The organism is Stenotrophomonas sp. GSD10 (assembly GCF_056172695.1).
Window position 1 is genome coordinate 1,323,346 of sequence record NZ_JAOCMC010000002.1, and the last position, 19,326, is coordinate 1,342,671.

A 19,326-nucleotide genomic window follows, 5' to 3' on the forward strand; every position below is an offset into this window, starting at 1 on the left:
GCTCACTCACAGGTCCACGCGGAAGGAGATGCCGACGGTGCGCGGGGCGCCGATGAAGGCGTTGTCGCGGCCGTCCACCCCTGCAAGATACCGCTTATCGGTGAGGTTGCTCACCACCAGGTTGGCACCCATGCCCTTCAGGCGCGGCGACAGGCCCTGCAGGTCGAAGCCGATGTTGGCGTTGAACACCGTGGCCGACGGCAGCTTGTTGACGTTGGCGGCATCGAGGTAGCGCGTGCCCAGGTAGCGGCCGGAGAGGCCGAAGTTCCAGTTGGCGCCCTGCCAGTCGGCCGACAGCACCAGGGTGTTCTCCGGCTGGCCGATCACCTTGGCGCCGTCGACGATGCCCAGCTGGGTATCGCGGGCGGCGTTGCCGCTGCCCAGGTACTTGGAGCGGTTGTAGGTGTAGGCGGCATTGATCCGCCAGCCGTTGTCCCAACCATAGCCGAACGCTGCTTCCAGGCCGTTGCTTTCCACGCCACCGAAGTTCTCGTAGACGCCGTCGGTTTCGCCCAGGTAATCGATGCCGCTGACGAAGCCGGCCGGCAGGTACACGATGCGGTTGTCGAACTTGATGTTGTACAGCGTGACCGAGGCGGTCAGCGGCCAGCGGCTGATGCGCATGCCCACTTCGATGTTGTCGGCGGTTTCGGGCTCTACGTTGCGGAAGCGCTGTGGGTCGGTTTCGCCAAGCACGCCGGACGGAATCGCGGCGAAGTTCTGCGAGAAGCCGGCGAACAGCTCCATGCCCTCCACGCCAGGCGCCCAGGTAAAGCCGGTCGACAGCAGCGGATCGGACTTGGAATCGGAGGTGACGTGCTCGCTGGCGCCGATCACGCGGCGGCGCGACTGGTCGACGAAGAACTGCTTCACGCCCAGTCGCGCACTGAACGGACCGAAGCGGGCCACGTCCTCGACGTAGTACATCTGCTCGTCGACCTTGTACTTGTCCTCGAACTGCACCCAGTACGGCTGGTGGTCGAAGTCGATGCTCTGGCCGACAGCGAGCAGGCGGTGCCAGTCGCGGCGCGCCGAACGGTCCAGCTTCTCCACCCACAGGCCACCACGGAGGGTGTTGTCGACCGCGCCGAAGGTCTGCCGCCACTCGACGTCGGCGGTCACGCCCATGCGGTCGTTGTCGTAGTGCGTGTGGCGATACGACTGCGCGCCCAGCACGTTGCCGGCGTAGCAGTTCGGGTCGTACTCGGCAGTGAAGCCCAGCCGCGGCGTGCAGCTGGCCAGGCGCTGCGCGGCGCTGCCATCGGGATTGACGAAGAAGATCTGGCCGCGGTTGCTGCCGCCGTACACCGTCTTGCCACCGATGTACTCCGCTTCGGGGCGGCCCGCGCCGTCGTCGCTGACCTGCGCCAGGTATGGTGGCAGCCAGTCGCCCCGGCCCTGCATGCGATGCCCATAGGCGGCCATCGAGGCCTTGAATCCATTGCCGCCATCGAACGCTGCGCGCAGGTAGCCGAAGGTATTCTCGCGCAGGGCGCGCGAACCGGAACGATAGTTCTGGTCCAGGTACGGGATGCCGGTCAGGGTGCCGACCAGGTTGTCGCGCTCAGGGTTGGTGGCAAACCCCTTTGGCGAAACGCTGGTGTATTCCGGCTCGTCGGCATCGTTGTAGGAGAGGTAGCCGGTCAGTGTCCAGCGGTCGAGTTCGGTGATGAACTTGCCGGCGATATGGTCGTTGCTGGCGTGGCCGGTGCCGTCGATCCAGTCATGCACCTTCGACGAAGACGCGCTGACCCACGCGCGGGTATGGCCGCCGAGCAGGCCGGTGTCGTAGCGCACGTAGTACTTGCGCGCATCGTTGTCACCGGCGCCCACCACGAAGCGCAGGCGGCTGTCCTGCAATGGATCGCTGGTGAGGAAGTTCAGCGTGCCGCCCAGCGCCTCGTTCGAACGCGAGGAAATATCGGCCGTCCCCTGGCTGACTTCCACCGTTTCCAGGTCCAGGGTGTCGATGTAACGGTTGGCCAGCGAGCCGCCGCCGTAGCCCGAACCGCCGTTGGGCAGGCCATCGATGGTGGTGCCGATCTGCTGCGTATCGCGGTTGGTGACGAAGCCGCGCATGCTGATCTGGGTGCCCCATACCGACGAACCGGTGGCATCGGCCTCGCTGACCACTACGCCTGGCACCTCGTTGAGCGCGTCGTTGACGCTGCTCATCACCGTCTGCCGGTTCAGCGTTTCCGCGCGCACCGAGGTCTTGGCGTAGCTGGTGGCCTGGCCGATCACCTGCACCTGGTCCAGGGTACGGGCATCAGGGCTGCGTGCCTCGGCCGCGTCGCCCTGCGGTGCTTCGGCCAGGGCGTCCAGTGCGGGGGCCATCAGCAGGGCAAGCAGCGAAATACGGGGAAAGCGCGCAATCGTTCGCATCGAAACCGGACCTGCAAGGGAGGGAAGCCCTGGAGTGTCGGCAGCGCCAATGACATCGGCATGACGTCGCCGCGCAACGACGATGGCACTGCGAGGCCGGTCACGGCCTTCGGGTATGCTCGGCACTTCAATGGACCTGAGGTGGTGGCGATGCAGAAGCGATCGAAGATCTGGCTGGGTGGTGCGGCGCTGGTGCTGCTGGCAGGGTGCAATCGCACGCCGCCCAACGAACAGGCGGCACCGGTTGCACCACCGACGGCGGGCGAGACTGTGGCACCGGCCGCCGCTCCCACCGCATCAACGGCACCTGCCGAGGGCGCGAGCCTGACCGATCGCGATGGCAAGCCGGTACCGCAGGTGCCGTTCGATAGCGCCAGCGTGCCGTTGAGCGATGCCACGCTGGGCGAGCTGCCGTTCTTCAGCCTGCCACAGGGCTACGCGCCACAGAACGCCCCACACCCACGCGCCTGGGCGCGTTTCCCGTTCCGCATGGGCGACGGCGTGCACTGGGTGGAGGGGCCGAGCTGGTCGGCACGCATCGTTGCCGACTCCCAGGGCGCTCCCGAAAAAACGTTCTCCGCACTGGAAGTGCAGCGCAACTTCGACGGCGTGATCATCGCCGCCGGTGGCCACAAGGTGTTCGAGGGCAGACTGCTGCGCGACATCTACTACGGTCCGCAGCTGGAAGGCGAGATCGGTGGTGGATTCATCGATGCGGTGAACGGTGAACAGGATGCGCCGACCACGGTCTATGTGCTGCGCCAGGCCAATCGCACTGTCTGGGTGCAGCTGGAAGTGGACAGCAACGGTGCCGGCCTGGTGGTGGTGGATGAAGTGCCATTCAAGGCCACCGCACAGTGGCTGGAGACCTTCCCGCACCTGTCCCTGCCTGCCGGTTATCGCGACCGCAACAAGGCCAAACAGCGTGACTTCGATGCCTTCCCGTTCTGGACCGGCGATCACTTCGAGCAGGTCGAGGGCCGTATCTTCGCTGCCGACTTCGACAAGGGCGAGCGTGAGTACTCGATGCACGAAGTACGTCGCAACCTCGAAGCGATGATGGAGCAGGCGAAGGGCACCAAGGTGTTCGAGGGCCGCATCCCGCGCGAGGCTGCCGAGGGCGTGCCGAAGCAGGTGCAGTCGGCCTACAGCGAATCCGCCAGCGACAGCTGGAACAACTACGACAGCGTGATCTATCGCGTGGACCTGGCCGATGGCCGCCAGGTGTGGGTGCACGCGCGGCTGGAATATCTCAGTGCCGGCTGGGTGGTGGCCGAGCGCAAGGGATTCACCCAGACGGCAGCATTGCTGCCGGCCGATGCGCTGAAGAAGAAGCTCGACAGTGATGGCCGGGTGGCGATCCAGGTCAACTTTGCAACCGACAAGGCACAGATCCTGCCAACCTCGGAACCGCAGCTGGCGCAGGTGCTGGACCTTCTGCGTGACGATCCTTCGTTGAAGCTGTCGATTGAAGGCCACACCGACAACAGCGGTGCAGCGGCACACAACCGCACTCTATCGGAGGATCGTGCGACGTCGGTGGTGGCTGCGCTCACCGCCAGGGGCATCGCCGCCGATCGCCTGCGCGCGGCGGGCTACGGCGCCGACAAACCGGTGGCCGACAACGGCAGCGAGGAAGGCAAGGCCCGCAACCGCCGGGTCGAGCTGGTCAAGCGCTGACCCGTGACGTTCCTCAGTACCGCGCGTCCCTGGGTTTCGGATCGCGCGGCCAGTCCTTGTCCTTGTTGGCGAAGTCCGGACGCGGTTGGTTGATGAAGTAGCTGGCGATGTCCACCGCGTCCTGGTCGGGCATCACCTGTTGTCCCAGCGGTGGCTCGCGGGTCACTGCCGGCGGCATGTTGTGCTTGATGAAGCCGGCGGCCTTGTACAGGCGCGCCATGCCAGCGCCGATGTTGAAGCTGTGGTCGCCCCACAGCGGTGGGAAGGCGACGTCGCCGCTGGCGTCGCGCCGGCCTTCGCCGTTGTCGCCATGGCAGGCCGCGCACTGAACCGCGTACAGCGCCTGGCCACGGATCGGATCCGGGGTCAGCGTGTTGTCGATCGGTCCTTCGCTGGGGGCGGCCACCTTCGCACCGTCTGGCACAGGGCTGCTCAACCACGCCATGTAGTCGAGCATCGCGCGCATCTGCGGCGAATCCTTCGGCAGCGGCTTGCCGTTCATCGAACGCTGCAGGCAGCCGTTGATGCGCTCGGCCAGTCCGATCACCTTGCCCGGACGCGGCATGTAGCGCGGATAGGCACCGCCACCGGTGTTGAAGTAGTGGTTGCCGAAGGGCCGTTTGCCCTCGGCCATGTGGCACGAGTTGCAGTTCAGATCGTTGCCGACGTTGTCCGGCAGCAGACGTGCGGTTTCATTGAGCAGGCGGCGGCCGAGCATCACCGGTTCGGCATTGCCCAGTGCGCTGATTTCCTCGGCGCTGGGCGGTTGGTAGTGCCCGATCACCTTGCCGCGTGCATCGAGGATGTCGAGCGTACTGGCCGCAGCGGCATCCAGATCCGGGTACAGATGGCGATGGGCGAGGGTGCCGGCAATGGCCAACAGCGCGGCGGCGATTGCAGCGCCGAGCAATCTGCGGGTACGTCTGCGCGAACGCTTCATCGTGCGGCCTCCTGCGGAACGTAGTGCACCGGTTTGTCGCGCACCACCCGGCGCATCCGTGCCACGTCGACCTCGCTTACCGCGCTGGCCTGGTTGCCCCAGCTGCTGCGGATGAAGGTCAGGATCTGCGCCAGCTGCGCGTTCGGCAGCTGCTCGAAGCCAGGCATGCTGAAGGCCATGCGGTCGTGTGCGGTATGCGGCGTGCGGCCGCCGATCAGGGTCACCTGTACCAGCGAACTGGGATCATCGGCGAACACGATCGAGTTGCCGGCCAATGCCGGATAGACGCGCGGCATGCCGCGGCCATCGGCACGATGGCAGGCCTGGCAGTGCTCGGCATAGGCCAGCGCACCGGCCACGCGGTAGTCGCCGCTGCGCAGTGCGGCGGTGGTCGTATCGCTGCCGGGCGACCACTGCGCGCTGCGTCCTTCGCGCGCGGGCAGCTGTTTCAGGTAGCGCGCCATCGCCAGCAGGTCGGCGTCGGACAGGTACTGCGTGCTGTGCTCGACCACATCGGCCATGCCGCCGAAGGCCGCCGAGCGATCGGTGCGGCCGGTGCGCAGGAAGTCGACGATCTCGCGTTCGCTCCAGCTGGCCAGCCCGGTCGATTCATTGCGCAGGTTCTTCGCATACCAGCCTTCCAGTACCGAACCGGACAGGAACCGGCGGCTGCCATCGTCGGCCATCGCCTTTTCCTGGAAGGCCAGGCCGCGCGGTGTGTGGCAGGCACCGCAGTGGGCCAGGCCTTCCACCAGTTCGGCACCGCGCTGCTGGCCGGCGTCCAGCGAGGGATCCGGGCTGAAGCTGCGCGGGCGTGCGAACAGCAGCTGCCACCATGCCAGCGGCCAGCGCATGTTGGCCGGCCAGGGAATCGTGCTGTCGGCGTTGCTCTGTTTCACCGGCTGCACCGAACCCATGAAGTAGGCGTACAGCGCCTTGATCTCGGCATCGCTGGCGATTACGTAGGAGGCATACGGCATCGCCGGGTACAGCGGTTGGCCGTCATGGCGGATGCCGCGGCGCACGGCGCGCTCGAAGTCGGCGTAGTCGTAACCGCCGATGCCGGTTTCGGGATCGGGCGTGATGTTGGTCGAGTAGAGCGTGCCCATCGGCGTCTGCATGCCGAGGCCACCGGCGAACGGCTTGCCGCCCGGTGCGGTATGGCAGGCCGCACAGTCGGCGGCGCGCGACAGGTACTGGCCCTGCGCGATCAGTGCCGGATCGTGGATGTCGACCTGTGCCGCCTGTCGCGGCGCGAACCAGTAGGGCGTGGTGCGGGCGATGCCGTAGGCCGCGGCCACGGTGGCGGCCAGGGCAAGGGCGAGCTTGAGCGAGGTGCGCATGGCGGCACTGTGGGCATTCCTGCGCGCACGTTCATTGATCCGGATCATTGCCTGAACGGAGACAGCCTGTGCACCAAGCTGAATCGTTCCTGCGCTGTCATCAAGCCGTCATCCGGCTGCGATAGATGGCCCGCGCCCGCGTCGCTAACCTGCCACGCTGTCGCACCTTTCCCCTGATTGCCCATGAAGCGCTTGCTGCTGTTGCTGCTGGCGTGCGCCGGCCTGTGGCTGGCCGCATGCTCCTCATCGATCAATGCCTCGTCCACCTCGCTCGCCGACCGGTTGATCGCGCCGGGTGGCGTGTCGACGCTGCTTGATCGCCCGCGCATCGCCGCGGCCATCGCTGAACTGCCCAACCGCCACGGCTTCGCACCGGGCCGCGACGGCGTGCAGATCTTCTGGCGCGTGTTCGATCCGGGCGACTACGGTGCGCGCTATCGCTATCTGCCGCAACGTCACGAGAACGGCCTGCCGCTGGACACCGGGCTGAGCCTGGCCGTGCCGCAGCCGTTCCGGGCGCAGGCGCCGCGCGGCACCGTGGTGCTGCTGCACGGCTGGATGATGAACGGTGATTCGATGCTGCCGTGGTCGCTGCAGCTGGCCGAATCCGGCTACCGCGTGGTGACTCTGGACCTGCGCAACCATGGCCAGTCCGGCGCCGGTCCCTCTGGCTATGGCACCTATGAATCGGATGACGTGGTCGATGTGATCGGCGAGCTGCGCGTGCGTGGTGAAGTGACCGGCCCGCTGTACCTGTTCGGCGTGTCCTATGGCGCCGCCACGGCGGTGTTCACCGCCGACAAGCTGGGCGACCAGGTGGCCGGCGTGGTGGCGATGGAATCGTTCGCCAATGCCGGCGTGGCCATCCGCACGATGATCCCGCACCTGATGGGCTTGCAGCCGGAAGGATTGAAGGCGCAGGCGGTGGCCTCCTACGCGCGCTGGCGCTATGGCGGCCAGGACATCAACCAGGTGATCGCCGCCGCCAGCCGCCGCATCGACGTCGATCTGGACCGCGTGGACGTGGCGCGCGCGCTGGCCGATACCCGCGCCTGCGTGCTGCTGCTGCATGGGCAGGGCGACCAGCACATCCCGGTCAGCCAGGGCCGCGAGCTGGCGCAGGCCAATCCGCGCGCGCACTACATCGAGATGCGCGGCGAGGACCACATCACCCTGCCGCTGCGGCTGGACCTGCTGGCTGGCGTGGTCGACGACTGGATGGCGCGCGACGAACACCACCCGAAGAGCGCCTGCCCGGCACCACAGCTGCCGGCCCAGGCCGAATGGCTGGCCCACCGCTGAAAAAGGGGACGGAGGGGATCAAGTCGTTTCTGCCGCGTGTGCGGGAAACGACTTGATCCCTTCCGTCCCCTTTTTCTGTCAGGGCAGGCGGCGTGCCAGTGACCGGGCGGACGCGGCCACGCCGAGCAGCAGCGCGGCCACGCACAGGAAGGCGAAGCCGAGGCTGGTGGCATGTGCCAGCGCGCCAATCGCGGCCGGGCCGGCGAGGATGCCGGCGTAGCCCAGGGTGGTGACCGCGGTGATCGCGATGCTCTCGGGCATCACCCGCTGCTGGCCGGCCATCGAGAACAGCGCCGGCACGATATTGGCGCAGCCCAGCCCGACCAGCACGTAGCCGGCCAAGGCCACCGGGAACGATGGCACCAGCGTGGCCAGGCCAAAACCGGCCGCCGCGGTGATGCCGCCGATGACGATCGTGCGGGTGCGGCCGAGGCGCTCGACGATGCCATCGCCGAACAGACGCATCGCGGTCATCGCCAGGGTGAACACCGCGAAGCCTGCGCCGGCCTGGTCGCGCGGCACCTGCCGTACCTCGGCAAGGAACACCGCGCTCCAGTCCAGCATCGAGCCTTCGCCGAGGAACACCACGAAGGCCAGCACGCCGATGAACAGCACCACGCCGTGCGGCAGCGCCAGCAGCGGGCCTTCATGCAGGATCCGTTGCGGGCGCCAGTGTGGCGCCGCGAGCACCGCCACCAGCAGCAGTGCCGTTACCGAGGCCAAGGCGGCCATCCACAGCGGCGTTCCCAGCACCAGCAGGCCGGTCATGCAGCCCGCACCGACGAAGCCGCCGATGCTGTAGAACGCATGGAAGCCGGACATCATCGGCCGCCCAGCATCGCGCTCGACCGCCACCGCCTGCATGTTCATCGCGCAGTCCAGTGCGCCCACACCGGCGCCGAACACGAACAGGGCCGCACCCAGCGCCAGTGGTGACGGTGCCAGCACCAGCAAGGGCAGGGCGCACAGCATCATCGCGCAGGTGATCACCATCACCCGGCGGCATCCCAGCCGACCGGTCAGTGCACCCGCCAGCGGCATCGCCAGCAGCGAGCCCAGGCCGAGGCACAGCAGCACGGCGCCGAGGCTGGCATCGGACAGCCCGGCCTTGGCCTTGGCGTAGGGCACCATCGGCGCCCAGGCGGCGGTGGCAAATCCGGGGATGAAGAAGGCGGCCCGGGTGGCGTGCTGCTGGGCGCGGGGGGATGAGGGCGTCATGCGTGATGCGAAGCTCCGGGAGACTTCATGAAATCGTTTTCAGGGCGGATCGGCAAGTGCCATGCATGACATTGAACGACGCATACGATTGCAGTGACCCGATCGCGTCACTGGCGATTAACGTCGCCCACGGACAGTGGCTGCACGGTCGGCATCCCGCCGGCCGCTGCCGGAGAACCGTACATGAGCACGACACCGACCATCCTCCTCGTCCACGGATTCTGGGGCGGGGCCGCACACTGGGCCAGGGTGATCCTGGAACTGCATCGCAACGGCCATGACCGCGTGCAGGCGGTGGAACTACCGCTCACCTCGCTGGCCGACGATGCCGGGCGCACCCAGAAAATGATCCGCCAGATTGAAGGGCCGGTGCTGCTGGTCGGGCATTCCTATGGTGGTGCGGTGATCAGCCAGGCCGGCAACGAGGCCAACGTGAAGGGGCTGGTCTACATTGCCGCCTTCGCACCGGATGCCGGCGAGAGCCCGGGCGGCATCACCCAGCAGCACCTGCCGGAAGCGGCGCCCAATCTGGCGCCGGACAGCGACGGCTATCTGTGGCTGCGCGCGGACAAGTTCCACGAGAGTTTCTGCCAGGACCTGAGCGAGGACGAAGGCCGGGTCATGGCGGTCACCCAGAAGGCGCCGCTGGCCAGCACCTTCGGCGATGCCGTCAGCGACCCGGCGTGGAAGCACAGGCCGAGCTGGTATCAGCTGTCGCGCCACGACCGCATGATCGCGCCGGAGAACCAGCGGGCCATGGCCGCGCGGATGCAGCCGAAGCGGTTGCTGGAACTGGATGCCAGCCATGCGTCGCTGGCGTCGAAGCCGGCCGAGGTGACGGCGCTGATCCTGGAAGCCTGCGCCGCCATCGGCGGTTGATCGCACGCCATCGCGACGCACGACAGCGTCTTGCACGACAGCCGGGGCGCGGGGAGTACACTCCTGCGCCTGCGGCCACCCGGCCGAATCCCCATTCCCTCCAGCCGTCGCCAGAGGATCCCACCCGATCGTGGAGGTCCCGTCGTGCTGTCCGTACCCGTTGCCCGTATCCCGTCCTTGTCGCTGCGTCGCCGCCTGCTGCCGCAGGCGCTCGCGCAGAGCCTGCTGATCGCTGCCCTGGCCAGCAGCGCCAGCGCGGCCGCGCAGTCCACTGCTGACCGCGACTCGGCCACCCAGGCACCGGCCTCGCAGACCTTGCAGACGGTACAGGTCACCGCCAACCAGCTGGGCACCATCACCGAAGGCAGCGGTGCCTACACGCCAGGCACCATCGCCACCGCCACCCGCCTGGTGCTGACCCCGCGGCAGACACCGCAGACCATCAGCGTGATTACCCGCGCCGAGATGGATGACTTTGGCCTGCACGGTATCGACGACGTGATGCGGGTGACCCCGGGCATCAGCATCGTCACCTACGACAGCGAGCGCACCGAATACTACGCACGCGGCTTCGCCGTGCAGAACTTCCAGTACGACGGCATCCCGATGTCGCGTGACTCGGCCTACTCGGCAGGCAACACGCTCAGCGACACCGCCATCTACGACCGCATCGAAGTGCTCAAGGGCGCCACCGGCCTGTTGACTGGCATGGGAGATCCCGGCGCGACCATCAACCTGGTGCGCAAGAAGCCCGGCAAGGACTTCGCCGGCAGCGCGACGCTGGGTGTGGGGCGCTGGGATGATTACCGCGCCGAGATCGATGTCGGCGGCCCGCTGACCGCCGATGGGCGCGTGCGCGGTCGTGCGGTGGGCGCCTGGCAGGACAAGCACTCCAATCTTGATTACTACCAGCGCACCAGCAAGGTCGGCTACGCAGTGCTGGAAGCCGATCTGGGCGAGCGCACGCTGCTGACCGTGGGCGGTGATGTGATGGACAGTGACCCGAAGGGCTCGACCTGGGGCGGCATTCCGCTGCTGGACAGTGCCGGCAACTTCAATGACATGCCGCGCTCGTTCAACAACGGCACCCGCTGGAGTGGCTGGCGCCAGTATGTGCGCACCGGCTTTGCCACGCTGGAGCACAGCTTCGCCAACGACTGGGTGGCCAAGCTGCAGCTCAACCACCAGGTCAACGGCTATGACGCGGCGCTGGCTGGTGCGGCCGGCGGCAATCCCGATCCGGTCACCGGCGAGGGCGTGTCGTTGTGGCTGGGCAAGTACGTTGGCAAGACGGTCAGCAACGCGGCCGACTTCTACCTGAGTGGTCACTTCGGCCTGTTCGGCCGCGAGCATGAACTGGTGGTCGGTGGCAGCGCCTCGCGCAAGCGCTGGACCAACACCGGCTACGCGCCGCAGCCGGGCTACCCGACCGAGGTGCCCGATTACCGCGCATGGCAGGGCGACATTGCCGAGCCGCAATGGCAGCGCAGCTACGACAACAATGAAGTGACCCGCGAGAATGGCCTGTACGTGGTCGGCCGTTTCGACGTGGCCGATCCGCTGAAGGTGATCGTGGGCAGCCGCCTGGCCAGCTACCGTTCGCCGGGCACGCGCGAGACCGGCGTGTTCGTGCCGTATGCCGGCGTGGTCTACGATCTTGGCGAGCACTATTCGGTGTATGCCAGCTACAGCACCATCTTCAAGCCGCACAGCGAACGCGACGAGCAGGGCAAGGCGCTGGATCCGCTGGAAGGCCGCAGCTATGAGATGGGCCTGAAGGCCGAGTTCCTCGATGGGCGCTTCAACGCCAGTGCGGCGCTGTTCCAGCTCGACCAGGACAACTTCGCCCAGCCCACCGGCGGCAAGACGCCGGACGGGCAGGATGCCTATCGCGCGCTGATGGGCGTGCGTACCAAGGGCTACGAGCTTGAGATGTCGGGCCAGCTGGCCGAGGGCTGGCAGGTGCAGGGTGGCTTCTCGCACAAGATCGCCCGCCAGGCCGGCGCCAAGGTCACCACGCTGGAACCGGAAAACCAGTTCAGCCTGCACAGCAGCTATCGCCTGCGTGGCGACTGGAAGGGGCTGACGCTGGGCGGTGGCGCACGCTGGCAGGATTCCACGTTCGGCGAGATCAGCAACCCGGCCACCGCTGCGCAGGTGGTGCAGCGCACCCAGCCGTACTGGCTGCTCGATGCGATGGCACGCTATGAATTCAACGATCGCCTGTCGGCCACGCTCAACGTCAACAACCTGCTGGACAAGCGGTATTACACGATCTTCAGCTGGTACAGCACCTACACCTGGGGCGAGCCGCGCAATGTGCGGTTGGCGATGACGTACAGGTTCTGACGCCGGTCCTGTAGAGCCGAGCCTACGCTCGGCTGCGGTTTGACAGCCAGCCGGGCGTGGGCTCGGCTCTACAAGTGCGCGGGCGCTGTCGTTACAGCGGCAGGTCGAACACCAGCACCTCGGCGTCGTTGCCGTTCTCCAGGGTCAGCTGCGCTTCGTCGCTGATCTGCAGCGCATCACCGGCTTCCAGGGTGATGCCGTTCACCTGCAGCTGGCCACGCGCCACCTGCACATAGGCGCCACGACCGTTGCCGAGGGCGTGATGCAGCTTCTGGCCGCCATCGAGAATGGTGGCGAAGATGCGGGCATCCTGGTGGATGCGCAGCGAACCGTCGGCGCCGTCCGGCGAGGCGATCAGGCGCAGCTGGCCGCGCTTGCTGTCTGGCGTGAAGTGGGTTTCCTCGTAGGACGGCGCGATGTTCTCCGCGTCCGGGAAGATCCAGATCTGCAGGAAGTGCACGGTCTCGTCGGCCGAGTGGTTGAACTCGCTGTGGCTGACGCCGCTGCCGGCGCTCATGCGCTGCACGTCGCCATAGCGCAGCACCGAGCCGGTGCCCATCGAGTCCTTGTGTTCCAGCGCGCCGCCCAGCACGTAGGAGATGATCTCCATGTTGCTGTGGCTGTGCGTGCCGAAGCCCTGACCGCCGATCACCTTGTCTTCGTTGATCACCCGCAGCGGGCCGAAGCTGACGTAGCGCGGGTCGTAGTAGTTGGCAAACGAGAAGGTATGGCGCGAGGACAGCCAGCCATGCTCGGCCAGGCCACGGGTAGCGCTCTTGCGGATCTGCAGCATGAGAGTATCTCCTTGTTCGATGGTTTCGATGGGGCGGGGTGGGCCGGTAGCCGGCGTGTTTCCCCGTTGGAGAGAAGTATCCGCTTGCGCCTTGGCTTTGAAAAACGGATAGTTTTGACAGCCATCATCGAAAAATTCGAATGCTCAAGCTCAGCCTCGATGCCCTGCAGATCCTGGATGCCATCGACCGCCGTGGCTCCTTTGCCGGCGCCGGCAAGGCGCTGCACAAGGTGCCCTCGACCATCTCCTACACCGTGGCCAAGCTGGAGGAGGATCTGGGTGTTCAGTTATTCGACCGGGTGGGGCCGCGCGCAGAGCCTACCGAGGCCGGACGCGCGCTGCTGGATGAAGGCCGGCACCTGCTGCGCGCGGCCCGCGAACTGGAGTTGCGGGTGCGCCGGGTGGCATCCGGCTGGGAGACCGAACTGACCCTGGCGGTGGACTCGGTGTTTCCGACCTGGTTGCTGGGGCCGGACATCGCCGCATTCCGTGAGGCCGAAGCACCGACCCGGCTGCGGCTCATCGGCGAGGCGCTGTCCGGTACCTGGGAGGCCTTGCTGGATCGCCGTGCCGACCTGCTGGTGGGTGCGCCGGGCGAGGGGCCCAGTGGCGGCGGCTACGTGGTCGAGCCGCTGGGCACGGTGGAGTTCGTGTTCGCGGTCGCACCCGATCATCCCTTGGCTGCAATACCGGGCGTGCTCGGGCGCGAGCAGCTGGTCGAGCACTGCGCGATCGCCGTCTCCGATTCGGCGCGGCGGCTGTTGCCACGCACGGTCGGCCTGTTGATGGGCCAGGAGATGCTGACGGTGCCGGACATGGCCAGCAAATTGAAGTTGCAGTGCGAAGGCGTGGGCTTCGGCTTCCTGCCCGAGCCGTGCGCGCGCGCTGCAGTGGCGCGCGGCCAGCTGGTGATCCGCGAGGTGGAGGAGCACAAGCCGGAAGAGACCTTCTGGCTGGCCTGGCGCACCGGTGAGGATGGCGCCGCATTGCGCTGGTGGCGCGAGCGCCTGCGCAGGCCGGAGCTGCTGTCGCAGTGGTGGCAGGCGATGGCCAGGGGTAGGTGTACGGCAGGGCTGCGCCCTGCACCCGCTACGATCCAGAGCAACAGCAACAGCAACAGCAACAGCAGAAGCTGGTTTGCTGAGGGATGGCGGGGTGGGTCCGGTTGCGGGAGACGCCGTAAACCCGTCCATGGGGGCTTGGCCGCGGCATCCATGCCGCGGACACTCCCGCAACCGAACCCACCCCGCCTTCGACACATTCCTGCGGCTGTTGGTAGGTGTCGACCTTGGTCGACACGGTAGATCCACGCCATGCGTGGATGCTTTTCGATCAATTGTCGAAATACTCAAACTCGATGGAGATTCATCCACACATGGCGTGGATCCACCAGATCGCTGAAATCTGTCAGAGGTGGGGCGGTGTCGGAGTGCGGGGTGTCAGCCGCATGGATGCGGCTGCCAAGCCTACAGGGGTGAGGGCGCTTTGCTTGCGAAGCACTGCTTCGCAAGCGCCCGAACGCACAGCCGCCAGCGGCTGGGCCGGGCCCCGGAGGGGTACTTGCGGCGTCCCCGCACTCCGACACCGCCCCGCCAACCTACGGAATGCCAGCTCTTGCCGTTGCAGTTGCCTTGGCTTGAAGCATCTGCAGGTGCAGGTGCAGGGCGCAGCCCTGCCGAAAAACACACATAAAAAAACAGCAGGCCGAGGCCTGCTGTTTCGGTGTAATGGTGCGCCCGGAGAGATTCGAACTCCCGACCGCCTGGTTCGTAGCCAGGTACTCTATCCAACTGAGCTACGGGCGCCAATTACATAAACTTGTTGTGCTGACTGTGTATGGTGCGCCCGGAGAGATTCGAACTCCCGACCGCCTGGTTCGTAGCCAGGTACTCTATCCAACTGAGCTACGGGCGCGCGGTACACAATCAAATTTTAAAACATTTCCAGCGGCGGATGCTGGAAACCTGTCGAGTGGTGCGCCCGGAGAGATTCGAACTCCCGACCGCCTGGTTCGTAGCCAGGTACTCTATCCAACTGAGCTACGGGCGCCCTGCGACAGGAGCGGAATTATGCGGATGTCGGCGCGCACCGTCAACAGTTTTGTGAAAATTTTCACCCAACTGAATGAAAAAGCTGTCAGCGACCGCCTCAGGGGTCTTCAGCCACGCGAAATGATCGGCGCGCGTGCCCAGTTCCTGTGCGAAGAGCACGCGCAGCTGTGCGGCGACATTCGGCAGCTTCGCCAGTAGCACCTGCATCGATCCGGAAGGCGCCAGCCAGTCGTGCTCCATCAGCACCGCCTGTGCGCTGCCGTGCACGCGCGCCATCTGCGCATCCAGATCTTCGTCCATGCCGGCGGCGGCATAGCGATTGTTCAGGCCCACCCGCGCCCAGTCGGCAATCAGCCCGCGCGCCTCGGTGCCACCGAAGCCGAGGCGACGGCCATGCAGTACGCCCTGGCGCTGCGCGATCCACGGCAGGAAGCGATAGACCAGCGGCAGCAGCCAGCCACGTGGTGGCGGGAAACCGCGCCAGAATGGTGAACCGCTGGCGGCCAGCCACAGCCGGTTGAAGTGCTGCGGGTTGCGGCCGGCATGCACGCAGGCCAGCTGCCCGCCGAGACTGTGGCCGCCGATGATCCAGGGCAGGGCGCCGGCGGCATCGTCCGCGGCGGCCAGTACCGCCTGGCTGGTGGGTAGATCCTGTTCCAGTACTTCGCGATAGCCCCAGTCCTGTGTACGCGATGGCCGCAGTGAACTGCTGCCGTTGCCGCGCCACTCATGCAGGTACACCGCCACCCCTTTCGCTGCCAGTGCCTGTGCCAATGGCAGGTAATGGCGCGCGGCCACGCCCAGTGCCGGCAGCCACAGCAGGCGCGCAACGGGCTGTGCAGGCACGCAGGCGATCACTTCATAGCGGTGGCCATCGTCGCACTGCACGGCAACGGTGTCTGGTGTCAGCGTCATGCGTGCGGTGCCGCGCCGAAATGGTCGAGTACCAGTACTTCGCTGCGGCCCGGCGCATAGCCCTGCTGCAGGCCGCGCGCAACGTAGTCGATGCCGGCTTCGCAGGCGTTGGCCAGGCTCAGGCCGTTGCACAGCTGCGCGGCGATGGCCGAGGCCAGCGTGCAGCCGGTGCCATGCGCATCCAGTGGCAGGCGGGTGTGGATGAATTCTTCGCTGCTGACGCCGTCGAAGTAGCGATCGATCACCCGGCTGCCTTCCTGCAGGTGGCCACCCTTGAGCAGCACGGCGCCGGCACCGAGGTCGAGCAGGGTAGCGGCGGCCCGTTCGGCGTCATCACCGTTGCTGATCGTCCGGCCCACCAGCAGTTCTGCCTCCGGCGTGTTCGGGGTGATCAGTGTGGCCAGCGGAATCAGGCGTTCACGCAGGGCCTGCAATGCGGAGTCTTCCAGCAGGCGCGCGCCGCTGGTGGCAACCATTACCGGATCGAGCACCACGTGCGCCGGGCGATGGCGCTCGAGTACTTCGGCCACCGTGTTGATGACCTCGGCGTTGGCCAGCATGCCGAGCTTCACCGCGTGGATGTCGAAGTCGTCAAAGCACGCCTTCAGCTGTGCGCGCAGGAAATCGATCGGCGGCACATGCACGGCGATCACGCCGCGGGTGTTCTGCGCGGTCAGTGCGGCAATCGCCGAAAGGCCGTGCACGCGATGCGCAGCGAACGCCTTCAGGTCGGCCTGGATGCCTGCGCCACCGCCGGAGTCGGAACCGGCGATGGTGAGGGCGGAGACGGGGGTGGTTGGGCTCATCCGTCGATTGTGCCGTGGTCCCGCATGCGCGGGTAGAGTCGAGCTTGCTCGACTGCGCGGCAGACGGGGTCAGAGTACGGCCCTCAACGCCGCCAGCGCGCCCACTGCTGGTACAGCACGTAGCCCAGCCCGGTCAGGCCGGTCAGCAGGGCAGGCGCGAGCAGGGCGTCGTACTGCCAGCGCACGAACAGCCAGGCGCCGATGACACCGCCGGCGAGGAAGCCGCTGATGATCAGCCCGCTCAGGGTCAGCCGCCGCACCTGCAGCGGCAGCCCTCGCAGCAGGTGGCCCAGACCGATGCCGAGGTCGGTGAACATGCCGCTCAGATGCGTGGTGCGCACCACCGCGCCGCTGAAGGTGGTGGCCATGGCATTCTGCAGGCCGCAGGCCATGGCGGCGGCCAGCGCGCCCCAGATCTGCTGCTGTTCGAACAGCGGAATGGCGACCAGCAGCAGGGCCGATTCCAACGCCAGTGCCACGCCGTAGCGACGCCCCAGTTGCAGGGTGTTGTCCTGGATCAGCAGGCCGCTGAGCATCGCGCCCAGCGAAAACGCGATCAGCAGGCCCCACAGATGGCCGACGGCACGCCAGTCACCCTGCGCCAGCGCCATACCCAGCTGGCTGGTGCTGCCGGTCATGTGGCTGACGGCCTGATGCTCGAAGCCGAGAAAACCGACCACGTTGACCATGCCGGCCACGCACGACAACGCGACCGCGCCGATCCAGACCCAGGTCGGCAGGCGTATTCCCATGGCGGGCCCTCAGGGCCCGCCGAGGCCGCCGTTGAACTGCAGCTCGCTGAAGGTGCCGGTGGACGGATCGAACACGGCGCCCCAGAACTGCGCGCCGCCATCGCAGACACGGATTGCTTCCCGCGCCGGATTGATGCCGCTGTCGTCGGGCAGGTGGAAGGCGTTGATGTAGATCAGCCGTTTGCCGGTGCTTTCAATGCCGACGTACTGGCGGTCGAAGTCCAGCACCTTCGGCACCTGCGCCTCCAGCGACGACAGCTTCGCCTCCAGCTGGTCGACCTGCTGCCGGCTGGGCGCCCAGTACCCCGACACCCGCCCGGCCTCGCGGCCGGGGCTGGTGCGCGAGCAGGTGTCGAGCACCTGCGCGGCGATGATCGGGCGGGTGACCACCCACGACTGGCCAGTGCGCTCGGCGGTCGGCACGCTGGCCGGGCCGCGCGTGGTGGTGCAGGCGCCCAGAGCGGCGGCGAGGGTGATCGCCGCCGTGGGCAGCAGCAGGCGGGTGCAGCGGTTCACAACACCTCCGAGGCGTAGTCGGCCAGGCGCGAACGCTCACCACGGCGCAGGGTGATGTGCGCACTGTGCGGCCAGTTCTTGAAGCGGTCCACCGCGTAGGTCAGGCCCGAGGTGGTCTCGGTCAGGTACGGGGTGTCGATCTGCTCGACATTGCCCAGGCAGACGATCTTAGTGCCGGGGCCGGCACGGGTGATCAGCGTCTTCATCTGCTTGGGGGTGAGGTTCTGCGCTTCGTCCAGGATCAGATAGCGCGACAGGAAGGTGCGGCCGCGCATGAAGTTCATCGAACGGATCTTGATGCGGCTGGCCAGCAGGTCGTTGGTGGCCTGGCGGCCCCAGGTACCGCCTTCCTGGTTGTGGGTGAGTACTTCCAGGTTGTCGGTCAGCGCGCCCATCCACGGCGTCATCTTTTCTTCTTCGGTACCCGGCAGGAAGCCGATGTCCTCGCCCACGCTCACCGTGGCGCGGGTCATGATGATCTCGCGGTAGCGCTGCTGGTCCATCGTCTGCGCCAGGCCCGCGGCCAGCGCCAGCAGGGTCTTGCCGGTACCGGCGGTGCCGAGCAGGGTGACGAAGTCGATCTCCGGGTCCATCAGCGCGTTGAGCGCGAAGTTCTGCTCGCGGTTGCGCGCGCTGATGCCCCACACGGCGTGGCTGCCGTGGCGGAAGTCATCGACCAGCGACAGCACCACCTTGCCATCGCCGACCACGCGGCTGACCCGCAGCTCGACTTCGTCTTCGCCGGGCAGGTAGACGTACTGGTTCGGGTACCACTCCTCGCCGTCCTGCCCCTGGATTTCGTAATGGGTGCGACCCTTGTCGCTCCAGCTGCGCAGGTCGTCGCCGTGGCGCTTCCAGAAGTCTTCCGGCAGCTCGGTGGCGCCGGTGTAGAGCAGGCTGAAATCGTCCAGCGCACGGTCGTTCTCGTAGTCCTCGGACACGATGCCGGCAATGGCGGCCTTGATGCGCAGGTTGATGTCCTTGGAAACGAACACCACCGGCAGGTCCGGCGTTTCTTCCTTCAGGGCCAGGATCGCGCCGAGGATGGCGTTGTCCGGAATGACCTTGCCGAAGCTCTTGCCGGCGTCGAAATGGCTGGTCTGGAAACGCAGCTTGCCGGCGCTCTGCTTGCCACGCAGCTGCAGCCCGTTCGGGCGCTGCAGCGGAATGCCGTCGGCCAGGTTGTCCAGGCCCGATTCCTGCACCAGCTCGTTGAGGAAGCGGCTTACCTGGCGCGCGTTGCGGCTCGCTTCGGAGGTGCCCTTCTTGCCGTTGTCCAGCTCCTCGATCACCTGCATGGGCAGGTAGACGTCGTGCTCCTCGAATTTGAACAGCGCGGTGGGATCGTGCATCAGCACGTTGGTATCCAGCACGTAGATGCGCTTGCCTCGGGTCAT

General features: G+C 66.8%; 14 protein-coding genes, 3 tRNA genes and 1 pseudogene. 5 read left to right on the plus strand and 13 right to left on the minus strand.

What is annotated here, in order from left to right; all coding sequences use genetic code 11:
- Positions 1-6: 6 nt before the first annotated feature.
- Entirely contained in the window at positions 7-2,385 is a 2,379-nt protein-coding gene (locus N4G47_RS06425; RefSeq protein ID WP_475285952.1) for a TonB-dependent receptor, read from the minus strand.
- Between the two features lie 150 nt (positions 2,386-2,535).
- Here N4G47_RS06425 and N4G47_RS06430 point away from each other — a divergent pair, with 150 nt between their 5' ends.
- Positions 2,536-4,065, plus strand: coding sequence for an OmpA family protein (locus N4G47_RS06430; protein WP_475285954.1), 1,530 nt, complete (start codon positions 2,536-2,538; stop codon positions 4,063-4,065).
- A gap of 13 nt (positions 4,066-4,078) precedes the next feature.
- On the opposite strand, the gene N4G47_RS06435 is transcribed toward N4G47_RS06430, so the two are convergent.
- Positions 4,079-5,005: a c-type cytochrome gene (locus N4G47_RS06435; protein ID WP_475285956.1), complete on the minus strand. Its 927-nt coding sequence runs from the start codon at positions 5,003-5,005 to the stop codon at positions 4,079-4,081.
- Positions 5,002-6,348 carry a c-type cytochrome gene (locus tag N4G47_RS06440; protein ID WP_475289900.1) on the minus strand — a complete coding sequence of 449 codons (1,347 nt, stop codon included), beginning with the start codon at positions 6,346-6,348 and terminating at the stop codon, positions 5,002-5,004. Before N4G47_RS06440 ends, N4G47_RS06435 begins: the two co-directional genes overlap by 4 nt.
- Before the next feature lie 183 nt (positions 6,349-6,531).
- Between N4G47_RS06440 and N4G47_RS06445 the strand changes: the two genes are divergently transcribed.
- Entirely contained in the window at positions 6,532-7,650 is a 1,119-nt protein-coding gene (locus N4G47_RS06445) for an alpha/beta fold hydrolase (protein ID WP_475285958.1), read from the plus strand.
- A gap of 78 nt (positions 7,651-7,728) precedes the next feature.
- On the opposite strand, the gene N4G47_RS06450 is transcribed toward N4G47_RS06445, so the two are convergent.
- Positions 7,729-8,868, minus strand: coding sequence for an MFS transporter (locus N4G47_RS06450; protein ID WP_475285959.1), 1,140 nt, complete (start codon positions 8,866-8,868; stop codon positions 7,729-7,731).
- 183 nt (positions 8,869-9,051) lie between these two features.
- On the opposite strand from N4G47_RS06450, the gene N4G47_RS06455 reads away from it, so the two are divergent.
- Positions 9,052-9,747, plus strand: coding sequence for an alpha/beta hydrolase (locus N4G47_RS06455; RefSeq protein ID WP_475285961.1), 696 nt, complete (start codon positions 9,052-9,054; stop codon positions 9,745-9,747).
- A gap of 144 nt (positions 9,748-9,891) precedes the next feature.
- Positions 9,892-12,096 carry a TonB-dependent siderophore receptor gene (locus tag N4G47_RS06460; protein WP_475285963.1) on the plus strand — a complete coding sequence of 735 codons (2,205 nt, stop codon included), beginning with the start codon at positions 9,892-9,894 and terminating at the stop codon, positions 12,094-12,096.
- Between the two features lie 91 nt (positions 12,097-12,187).
- Here N4G47_RS06460 and N4G47_RS06465 read toward each other — a convergent pair whose 3' ends face one another.
- Entirely contained in the window at positions 12,188-12,889 is a 702-nt protein-coding gene (locus N4G47_RS06465) for a pirin family protein (RefSeq protein WP_475285965.1), read from the minus strand.
- Between the two features lie 140 nt (positions 12,890-13,029).
- Between N4G47_RS06465 and N4G47_RS06470 the strand changes: the two are divergent.
- A pseudogene (locus N4G47_RS06470) lies at positions 13,030-13,947 on the plus strand (LysR family transcriptional regulator); the annotation flags it as partial.
- Positions 13,948-14,617: 670 nt separating this feature from the next.
- On the opposite strand, the gene N4G47_RS06475 reads toward N4G47_RS06470, so the two are convergent.
- The 8 genes from N4G47_RS06475 to N4G47_RS06510 form a co-directional block, all read right to left on the minus strand.
- Positions 14,618-14,694: transfer RNA gene (locus N4G47_RS06475), tRNA-Arg, on the minus strand.
- A gap of 32 nt (positions 14,695-14,726) precedes the next feature.
- A tRNA-Arg gene (locus N4G47_RS06480) sits at positions 14,727-14,803 on the minus strand.
- Positions 14,804-14,861: 58 nt separating this feature from the next.
- Positions 14,862-14,938, minus strand: a tRNA-Arg gene (locus N4G47_RS06485).
- Positions 14,929-15,855 (minus strand): alpha/beta hydrolase family protein, encoded by a 927-nt coding sequence (locus N4G47_RS06490; RefSeq protein ID WP_475285967.1) that lies wholly within the window; start codon positions 15,853-15,855, stop codon positions 14,929-14,931. Before N4G47_RS06490 ends, N4G47_RS06485 begins: the two co-directional genes overlap by 10 nt.
- Complete coding sequence (gene thiD / locus N4G47_RS06495) at positions 15,852-16,661, minus strand: bifunctional hydroxymethylpyrimidine kinase/phosphomethylpyrimidine kinase (RefSeq protein ID WP_475285969.1); 810 nt, start codon at positions 16,659-16,661, stop codon at positions 15,852-15,854. Before thiD ends, N4G47_RS06490 begins: the two co-directional genes overlap by 4 nt.
- A gap of 83 nt (positions 16,662-16,744) precedes the next feature.
- Complete coding sequence (locus N4G47_RS06500) at positions 16,745-17,413, minus strand: YoaK family protein (RefSeq protein ID WP_107232798.1); 669 nt, start codon at positions 17,411-17,413, stop codon at positions 16,745-16,747.
- A 9-nt stretch (positions 17,414-17,422) separates the two neighbouring features.
- Positions 17,423-17,929 (minus strand): hypothetical protein, encoded by a 507-nt coding sequence (locus N4G47_RS06505; protein WP_475285972.1) that lies wholly within the window; start codon positions 17,927-17,929, stop codon positions 17,423-17,425.
- The gene (locus N4G47_RS06510) at positions 17,926-19,326 is read right to left on the minus strand and encodes a PhoH family protein (protein WP_475285974.1); all 1,401 of its coding nucleotides are present in this window, start codon (positions 19,324-19,326) and stop codon (positions 17,926-17,928) included. The genes N4G47_RS06505 and N4G47_RS06510 overlap by 4 nt, the downstream gene beginning before the upstream one ends.